This window comes from Candidatus Omnitrophota bacterium, from assembly GCA_016929445.1.
Taxonomy (GTDB): domain Bacteria; phylum Omnitrophota; class Gorgyraeia; order JAFGIU01; family JAFGIU01; genus JAFGIU01.
In genome coordinates this window covers 1-9043 of sequence record JAFGIU010000054.1, presented here as the reverse complement: position 1 = coordinate 9043, position 9043 = coordinate 1, and the positions used below count along the sequence as shown (strand labels likewise).

Below are 9043 nucleotides of genomic sequence, written 5' to 3'. Positions count from 1 at the left end.
GAGATTGAAAGGCACAACCGGCTCTATTATGTGGAATCGGTGCCCGAGATCTCCGATCCGGAATATGACCGTTTGCTTGCGCAGCTCGTGCGGCTGGAGCAAGAGTTTCCGCAATACGCGCGCGCAGATTCTCCGACTCAGGTGGTGGGCTCCGATGCCCAAGAGGCTTTTCCTGCGGTGGAGCACCGCGTGCCTATGCTCAGCATGGACAATACCTATTCCCCGGATGAGTTAAAGGCTTTTGATCAGCGGGTGCGCAAGCAGCTTGGGGAGGCTGCGCCGTATGTTGTGGAACTCAAAATTGACGGCGTGAGTGTTTCCTTGACTTATGAGAAGGGGACCTTGGTGCGCGGGGCCACACGCGGGGACGGGGTCAAGGGCGACGAAATTACGCGCAATCTGCTCACCCTCAAAAGTGTTCCGAACAAGCTGAGTTCTGCGGAGGCCCAGGCCCCGGCGATTATCGAGGTTCGCGGCGAGGTCTATATGCCGCTCAAGGCGTTTGCACGATTCAACGACACCCGCGAGGCCGCGGACGAGGCGCGCTTTGCCAATCCGCGCAATGCGGCTGCCGGTTCCCTTAAGCTTCTCGACAGCAAAGAAGTCGCCCAGCGCCCCTTGCAGTGGTTTGCGCATGGTGCCGGGGCTCTGGAGCCGCAAACTCATGAACTTCACTCGGATTTGCTGAAGTATTTGAAGAAACTTGGTCTGCCGGTTAACCCGCATACTTCCACCTGCAAGACGATTGAGCAGGTCATTGAGGTGTGTGATCAGTGGCGGCAAAAGCGGACCCAGCTGGATTATGAAATCGACGGCATGGTGGTCAAGGTGGATCCGCGCCAGGCCCAGGAGCGTTTGGGGCGCACGTCAAAGTCTCCACGCTGGATGATTGCCTATAAGTTTCCGGCGGAGCAGGCCACGACGCGGGTTAGGGAGATCCGGATTCAGGTTGGACGCACGGGCGTGCTGACGCCGGTGGCCGAGCTGGAGCCCGTGTTTCTGGCCGGGAGCACGGTGTCCAGGGCCAGCCTGCACAATGCGGATGAGATCAAACGTAAAGATGTGCAGATTGGTGACTGGGTGCGGGTGGAAAAGGCCGGAGAAATCATTCCGCAGGTGGTGTCGGTCTTAAAGGAAAAACGCGACGGCAGCCAAAAGAAATTTCGTGTGCCCAAGAAGTGTCCGGCCTGCGGGAGCGATGTGGTCCGGGAAGAGGGCGAGGTCGCAGTGCGATGCCCTTCCGTTACGTGTCCTGCGCAGATCAAGGAGCATATCCTGCATTTTGGGATGCGCCAGGCCATGGATATCGAAGGTTTGGGCAATGCCTCGGTGGACCAACTCATTGATCAGGAATTGATTTCCGATGTTGGGGATCTGTATGCCCTGCGTGTCGAGGATCTTGCCTCACTTGACCGCATGGGCCGGAAATCGGCCGAGAACTTGGTGCGTGCGATTGACCGGAGCCGGGACCAGGGTCTGGAGCGCCTGCTTTTGGGGTTGGGGATCCGGCATGTGGGTGCGCATGTGGCGCGCGTCCTGGCCCGGCATTTTGGTTCCATGGAGGCCTTGAGCGAAGCCGGTTCCGAAAGCATCGAGGCGGTTGAGGGGGTTGGGCCCATTGTGGCCGCGAGTGTGCGCCGTTTTTTTGAGGACCCCAAGGCCCGCCGGCTTCTGGCGGACCTGAAGAAGCAGGGTCTCAATACCAAGGCCGTTTCCCGTAGAATGGGGGAGCAGCCTTTGGCCGGAAAAATATTTGTGATCACGGGCACGCTTTCCGCCGTGACCCGCGCAGAGGCTGAGGAGCGGATTCGAAACCTTGGGGGAGCGGCTTCGTCCTCTGTGAGCAAAAAGACGGATGCCCTGATTGCGGGAGAAAATGCCGGAAGCAAATTGGACAAAGCCAAGAGCTTGGGAGTTCAAATCTTGACGGAACAGGAGTTCCTTAAACTGATTGGGGAGGGCTCATGAGGTATCGGTTCCTGCACTGGACCAAATTGGTCTTCTGCCTTTTGCTTGTTCTGGGGATAAGCCTAGCAAGTGTGGGTTGCAATGAGACCTTTCGTAGGAAATTTGTCCGGGAATCCAAGAATAAAACATCCGAAAGGCTGGTGCTGAAGACAGAAGATATGGAAGCGGATCCGTCCACTGACCGCTATCAAAAGCATTATTCTTTTTGGCGGCTTTGGCATAAGGACATGATACAGACCTTGCAGGATTCCATGAATTCCAGAGGAAGCTTCCAAGGCAAGAAGTTTTCGCGGGCCATGGAGGGTGCCTTGCTTGAACTCAGGCAGATGCAGCGTTTCTTGCCTGAGGAGTCAAAGTCGGTTTTGGACCAGGAACTCGATGAACTTCAGAAGACCGGTATGCGGGTATTGGATCAGCAGGGCAGGGACCGTATGCGCTCGGATGCCGAGCAGCGTTTAAACACGCAGATGAGGCGCATTCAGCGCGATTTTTCTTTTGATGAGGTCAGTTCGGTTCTGTTGGAACCCTCATCGTGAGACCTGCTCAGGCCGTGGCCCGGCACCCCTGGGTTGAGGACTTCCTTCTGCACTTGCAGGCGGAGAGGGGATTGTCCACCAATACCTTGGATGCCTACACCCGTGATGTCACGGCCTATGTGGAGTTCATCGGTAAGAAGGCAAAAACCAAGCGCAATCTGGAATATGCGGCTAAAGCGGATTTACGTGATTACCTGATTCACCTGCGCTCCTTGGGATATTCACCCCGCTCTATCGCTCGAAAGCTTGCGGCCCTGCGCACCTTTTACAAGTTCCTGGCGCGTGAAAAATACCTGGAACAAGATGTGGCCTCGGCCATTGACTCGCCGCGCCTTTGGCAACGGCTTCCGGAGTTTTTGAGTATTGCCGAGGTGGATGCGCTCCTGGATGCGCCGGATACTGAAACCTGGCAGGGCTTGCGGGACCGTGCGGCCTTGGAGCTCATGTATGCCTCGGGCTTGCGCGTTTCAGAGCTGGTCCAACTGACTTTGAGTCAGCTCAATCTGGAGATGGGGTACGTGCGTTGTATGGGCAAGGGCTCTAAGGAACGCATTGTTCCTTTGGGACGCACGGCAAAGGCTTTGCTTACGCGTTACCTAAAGGAGGTACGGCCCGATCTCCTCAAGCACGAGGACGATTCCGTGATTCTGACGCGTTTGGGTCGATCCATGTCCCGGCAGATGTTTTGGAAGATTATCGGGGCCTACGCCAAAGAGGCGGGGATCCGGAAGCATATTTCACCGCACACGCTCCGGCACTCCTTTGCCACGCATCTTTTGCAGGGGGGCGCGGATCTGCGCGTGGTGCAAACCTTGCTGGGGCATTCGAATATTGCGACCACGCAAATTTACACCCATTTGGACAAAGAGCATTTGAAGTCTGTGCACCGGAAACATCATCCTCGTCCCTAAACTGAAGGTGCGGATAAGCAAATCATGACTCAAAAACTTTCGCTGGAGGAGAAATTGCCCGCCGGTATTGTTGCCTTGCTGAAAACCGCAGGCGAAATTGCCGCGGAACGAGGCGAATCCGTGTATTTGGTTGGCGGATGTGTTCGCGATCTCCTGATGGGCTCCGGTGAAGTCGATGTGGATATTGTGGTGGAGGGCGACGGACCGCAATTTGCCCGGGATTTGGCCGGAAAGGTTCAGGGGGAGTTTCAGGTGCATCAGCAATTCGGGACAGCTACGGTGATTTTGCCGGGTGGGTTGCGTGTGGATGTGGCTTCCTCCCGCTTGGAAACTTACTCCGAATCTGCGGCCTATCCCAAAGTCAAGGCGGGTTCGATTCAAGACGATCTGGCCCGGCGTGACTTCAGTATCAACGCCATGGCCGTGTCTTTGATGGCCGATCACTGGGGGGAAATTCTGGATCTGCACAAGGGGCAGCAGGACCTGGAGCAGGGTCTGGTCCGCGTGCTCCACGACAAGAGTTTTGAGGATGACCCGAGCCGGATGCTGCGGGCAATCCGTTTCTTGCACCGTTTTGCCGGTCTTGAAGGCCGGGCTCCGTTTCGTTTGGAGGATCGCACTGCCGGGCTCATGGAGCAGGCCTTGGAAGGCGGTTATCTGAGGCGTTTGAATGCGGGCCGGATTCGTAAAGAGATTGTCTCCATGGCCAATGAAAAGAACCCTCTCGATTGCCTGTTGCGCCTCACTGAATTCCTGGAGAGGGCTTTTCGGAGATAGGGGATGATCATCGGTATTGTGACCTTTGACTTGTCTTTGCCGGAGTGCCATTCGCTCAAGGAAAAGCGCATGTTGCTCAAGAGTCTCAAAGCCCGTCTCCGGAATCAGTTCAATATTTCGGTCTCTGAAGTGGACTGGCAGGATAAATGGCAGCGTTCAACGGTGGCTGTTGCTGCGGTGGGCACAGGCAAGCGGGATCTTAATTCGATGCTGAGTCATGTAGTGGAAAGTGTGCGATCCGATCCGCGTTGGGTGATCTTGGATGAATCTTTGGAATTGATTTAAAGGGAGGGACAGACGATGCCGAGAGCAGATAAAGTGGGTAAAGAGCTGCAAAAGACAATCAGTACGATTTTGGCGGACGAAATTTCCGATCCCAGGCTTGGATTTATTACAGTGACCTACGTGGGTTTGACCTCCGATTTACGCTATGCTAGAGTTTTTTGGTCTTTTCTGGGTGACCCTTCGCAGCAAAAGGCCGCTGAAAAGGGATTGGAAAGCGCTCGAGGTTTTGTGCGAAAGCTGGTGGGACAGCGAGTGCGGCTCAAGTATGTTCCGGAGATTGTCTTTATTCATGATGATGGCCCGGAGCGTGTCGAGCGAATTGCCCAGGCCCTGAAATTGTCGGATCCGGATGCCCCCCCTGATGAGGATCAAGAATGAACCCCAAGGCCATACTGGACATTATTGAAAAGTACGACCGCTTCCTGGTGGCCTGCCATGTCAATATGGAAGGGGATTCCTTGGGGAGCCAATTGGCCCTTGCTTCTTTGCTGCGTAAGCATGGCAAGCAGGTGATCACAGCCAATGGCACGGCAGTGCCTGATTCGCTCAAGTTCCTTTCCGGCTGGCCGGATGTAATTATCGATCCGGGTACAACGGATTTGGCTGAAGTCCAGTGCATGGTTGTGGTGGACTGCCCGCATTTGAAGCGGATCGGCCCGGTGTACGACGCCCTTCCTCCGGACGTGTTTATTGTGAATATCGATCACCACGTCAGTAATGAGCAGTTCGGACATGTGAACTGGATTGATGGTTGTGCCGCGGCTGTGGGCGAGATGATTTACGATCTCTTTGAGGCTAGCGGACATCCCATGGATGGAGATGCCGCCCTGGCTCTCTATACCTCTATAATGACGGACACCGGTTCCTTCCGTTTTTCCAACACCACACCCGGTACCTTGAAACGTGCGGCTGCGCTCCTGAACTATGGAATTAAGCCTCACGAGGTTTACGGGCATGTGTACGAGTCGCATACGCAGCAGGAGCTGGCTCTGCTGAAAGAGGTGCTGGGAAATCTGCAGCTCACAGATAACAACCAAGTGGCTACGGCTTGTGTGACTCTCGAGATGATGGAGCGTTGCGGGGGGCGGCCTGAATCCAGTGATTGGTTTTTGGACATTACCCGTTCGGTGGGTGTAGTTCGCGCCACCGCGCTCTTGACCGAACTCGACCCCGGGCGCATCAAGATCAGCCTTCGCTCCAAGGGCTTTGTGGATGTCAACCGCGTGGCCTGTTTTTTCGGAGGAGGAGGCCATCGGGCTGCTGCAGGGTGTACGATCGAAAAGCCTCTGGCCGAAGCGCGGGAACTCCTCGTGGAACAAATCCGCAGAGCTGTCTCCGAAGCCTCTCCTGCAGAGTTATGACCCAGACCGCTCTTCAACAGGGCGGGATTTTTCTCGTCGACAAGCCTAAAGGTCTGACCTCCCATGATGTCGTGGATGTGATGCGGCGCAAATTGGGAATTCGGCGCATTGGTCATGCGGGCACTCTGGACCCCTTGGCCGAAGGCCTGCTGGTTCTTCTTGTCGGCCGTGCCACCAAGTACTCTGCATTCTTGTCCGGGCAAGACAAGGTGTACGAATCCACCGTGGTCTTTGGCCGGCAAACTGAAACCGGAGACAGTGAGGGTGCAGTGGTCCGGGAAATAGATCCGGGCCTTGAGCCCTCGGTCGAAAGATGGGAAGAGGCCCTGGACCGGTTTCGGGGTGAGATTCAGCAAGTGCCTCCGATGTATTCTGCCCTCAAACACAAGGGCCAGCCTCTGTACAAGCTGGCGCGCAAGGGCAAAGTGATAGAGCGTGAGGCGCGAACTTTGCATGTGCACCGCTTTGAAGTAACTGCTTCGCGTTGGCCGGAAGTGGATTTGATTATTGAATGTTCGAGCGGGACCTATGTCCGGACCTTGGCTGAGGATTTGGGCAGGGCCTTGGACTTGCCTGCGTACTTGTTTTGGTTACGCCGCATCCGTTCGGGTAATTGCTCGCTGGATCAGGCAAAGCCGCTTCAGGAATTATTGGACTCACCCGAACCGGAGCTGATGAAAGTCCTGTTCAAACCCACTGAGTTGGGTCTTCCGGAGGATCCCAAGGCCTGTGGAAGTCCGAAACTTTGATGAGCAGCTCAAACCGCTGTTTCCATCCCCGGTTTTGACTCTGGGGGTCTTTGACGGCGTGCATCGGGGCCACCAGGCTTTGTTAAGCCGCGTAGTAGGGGAGGCCCGCGCCTGCGGGGGGACCCCTGCGGTTTTGACCTTTGCCCCGCATCCGTTATCTGTTCTGCGTCCCGGGGACTCACCCGAGCCTTTGGCCCCCTTGGAAATCCGCTTGCGCTTGTTTGAAGAGAACGGAATTGAATTCGCGGTCCGCGCTGCTTTTACTCCGCAAATGGCGGACCTTGATGCGGAGATCTTTCTGCAGCAGGTGGTGGAACGGATTGCGCCTGCGCGCATTATCGTCAGCAGCGATTTCCATTTTGGAAAGAATCAATCCGGGGATGTGCAGTTTCTTAAGAAGTCAGGACCCAAGTACGGTTTTGCGGCCGAAGAATTTGGGCTCGTCCTGCATCACGGCGTTAAGATTGGCAGCCGGGGGATCCGGGATGCAGTCCGTTTGGGTGACCTTAAGACCGCAGCAGAGCATTTGGGCCGGCCCTATTCTGTGGTGGGGAAGGTGGTCCCCGGAGATCAGATCGGGCGGCATATTCAGGTACCGACTGCAAATATTGATCTCAAATCTTTGGTCCTTCCTCCTTCAGGTGTTTATGCCGTGAAAGTTTTGTGGGCAGGCGATTCCTATTTGGGCGTTTGTAATTTGGGTAAGCGGCCCACAGTGATTGAGCCGGGCGTGAATCACGAGACCCGGCTGGAAGTGCACCTCCTGGATTTTGAGGGCGATCTGTACGGCCAAAGCATCGAAGTTTTCTTTCACGATCGCCTGCGGGACGAGAAAAAATTCGCCGGCCTCGAAGAACTCTCCGTGCAGATTCGTCAGGACATCTCCAAAGCCCGCACTCTTCTCAAGTAGCCCTGTCATTCCCGCATAAGTCCCGGTGCTCAGCTTGCTGCTCAGCACCAAGCTCAACTTCTGAGTTGGGTGCCCCACCCTTTGACACCACAATATATTGTGGTCATTTTCAATATCTCTCCCACTTGTTGTTAAATTGAAAAATTTACACCTGGTGCTTGACACTGCCATGTGGGGGTTGTAAGCTTTGAGTGGAGAAAAGTGGTGGAAAGTGGGGGACACCCAGGACCACCAGTGAGGGATAAAGGCAGTGTTCTACGGCGAGTACGAGCATCAACTGGATTCCAAAGGCCGAGTGTTCATGCCGGCAAAGCTTCGGCAAGTTCTCGAGGCCCACGGAGTCCAGAAATGTTACGTCACTCGAGGCCTGGATCGCTGCCTTTTCCTTTATACGGGCGAGGAGTGGAAGAAGCAGGAGGAGCAATTCAAGGCCTTACCCATGACCAAGGCCTCAGCCCGGCAGTTCAACCGAATCTATTTTGGCGGCGCCACAGAAGTGGAATTTGACCGCCAAGGCCGCATCAATCTGCCGGCCCACCTCAAAGGATATGCCAGCATTGAAAAGGAAGTGGTTTTCATCGGCGTTTCCGACCGGGTGGAGATCTGGTCCCGGGAGGCATGGAGCTCTTATTTTGAAAAGTCCCAGCAGACTTTTGAAGAAGTGGCGGAACGGTTAGTAGACGGAGCACCGGATGACACAAAAGCCTAATAACCCAGCAGCGGCTCTGCCGCGCTAACCAGGAGGGTAGGCGATGTTTAGCGAGCCGGAATATTACACTCAACGATCGGGACACTTCGATGTCGACAAGTTGGACATGACAACCGAAGAGCTCCGCCGGCTTGGCACAGCGAGTGGCAACTTGAGAATCGTAGGGCTCAGTCCCTACGCGCTGTATTCTCTGCATTCACGGGATCGAGAGACTCCCAGAGCGGGCCTCTTTGATCATTCGATCAGGTAGTCGGCGATCGATCCTCTATGCCACGAACCTGTGATGCTGGCCGAGGTCTTGGAATTCCTGAGGCCTGCGCCAGGTGCAAAATTTGTGGACTGCACTGTCGGGGGAGCAGGGCATTCCGAAGCAATAATTGAAGGAATATCACCGGGAGGGGCCTTGGTTGCGGTAGACCAAGACCCTGAGAACCTAGAGCGGGCAAAACGCAGGCTAGGATCGTACAAGGAGAGAGTGAGCTATGTTCAAAGCAACTTCAGGCACCTTGGTGACAAGCTCCGTGACCTCGAGTTCAACCACATCCAAGGCGTCCTCTTCGATCTCGGGATCTCGTCGTTCCAGATCGAGAGCGCGGAGCGCGGTTTCAGTTTCCGGCTCGAAGGTCCCTTGGACATGCGCATGGACCCGGGGACGGGGAGCTCAGCGCGTGACTTGGTTCATGACCTTTCACGGAGAGACCTCGAAGCTTTGATTAGGGAATTTGGGGAAGAGCGCTTCGCAGGGCGCATAGCAAGGGCCATTGATGAGGCGCGGCAGAACCAACGGATTGATACAACCACCGAGCTGGCCGAAATTATCTTTCGAGCAGTGCCGGT

11 protein-coding genes are annotated in these 9043 nt (G+C 55.4%); all 11 read left to right on the top strand.

Annotation, left to right across the window (positions count from 1 at the left end; genetic code table 11):
• Window positions 1–3 precede the first annotated feature (3 nt).
• On the top strand, window positions 4–1968 hold the full coding sequence (gene ligA, locus JW937_04490) for an NAD-dependent DNA ligase LigA (protein MBN1586669.1): 1965 nt from the start codon (window positions 4–6) through the stop codon (window positions 1966–1968).
• Window positions 1969–2108: 140 nt separating this feature from the next.
• Window positions 2109–2504, top strand: coding sequence for a hypothetical protein (locus JW937_04485; GenBank protein ID MBN1586668.1), 396 nt, complete (start codon window positions 2109–2111; stop codon window positions 2502–2504).
• Window positions 2498–3415, top strand: coding sequence for a site-specific tyrosine recombinase XerD (gene xerD / locus JW937_04480; GenBank protein MBN1586667.1), 918 nt, complete (start codon window positions 2498–2500; stop codon window positions 3413–3415). Before JW937_04485 ends, xerD begins: the two co-directional genes overlap by 7 nt.
• Before the next feature lie 24 nt (window positions 3416–3439).
• Window positions 3440–4192 (top strand): CCA tRNA nucleotidyltransferase, encoded by a 753-nt coding sequence (locus JW937_04475; protein ID MBN1586666.1) that lies wholly within the window; start codon window positions 3440–3442, stop codon window positions 4190–4192.
• A 3-nt stretch (window positions 4193–4195) separates the two neighbouring features.
• On the top strand, window positions 4196–4477 hold the full coding sequence (locus JW937_04470; GenBank protein MBN1586665.1) for a DUF503 domain-containing protein: 282 nt from the start codon (window positions 4196–4198) through the stop codon (window positions 4475–4477).
• A 15-nt stretch (window positions 4478–4492) separates the two neighbouring features.
• A complete protein-coding gene (rbfA, locus tag JW937_04465) occupies window positions 4493–4855 on the top strand; it encodes a 30S ribosome-binding factor RbfA (GenBank protein MBN1586664.1) in 363 nt (120 codons plus the stop codon).
• A complete protein-coding gene (locus JW937_04460; protein MBN1586663.1) occupies window positions 4852–5838 on the top strand; it encodes a bifunctional oligoribonuclease/PAP phosphatase NrnA in 987 nt (328 codons plus the stop codon). The genes rbfA and JW937_04460 overlap by 4 nt, the downstream gene beginning before the upstream one ends.
• Window positions 5835–6587, top strand: a complete 753-nt coding sequence (truB, locus tag JW937_04455; protein ID MBN1586662.1) for a tRNA pseudouridine(55) synthase TruB — start codon at window positions 5835–5837, stop codon at window positions 6585–6587. Before JW937_04460 ends, truB begins: the two co-directional genes overlap by 4 nt.
• Complete coding sequence (gene ribF, locus JW937_04450) at window positions 6568–7497, top strand: riboflavin biosynthesis protein RibF (GenBank protein MBN1586661.1); 930 nt, start codon at window positions 6568–6570, stop codon at window positions 7495–7497. The genes truB and ribF overlap by 20 nt, the downstream gene beginning before the upstream one ends.
• 250 nt (window positions 7498–7747) lie before the next feature.
• Window positions 7748–8206 carry a division/cell wall cluster transcriptional repressor MraZ gene (mraZ, locus tag JW937_04445; protein MBN1586660.1) on the top strand — a complete coding sequence of 153 codons (459 nt, stop codon included), beginning with the start codon at window positions 7748–7750 and terminating at the stop codon, window positions 8204–8206.
• Between the two features lie 280 nt (window positions 8207–8486).
• On the top strand, window positions 8487–9043 hold a 557-nt coding region (rsmH, locus tag JW937_04440; GenBank protein ID MBN1586659.1), incomplete at its 3' end, for a 16S rRNA (cytosine(1402)-N(4))-methyltransferase RsmH.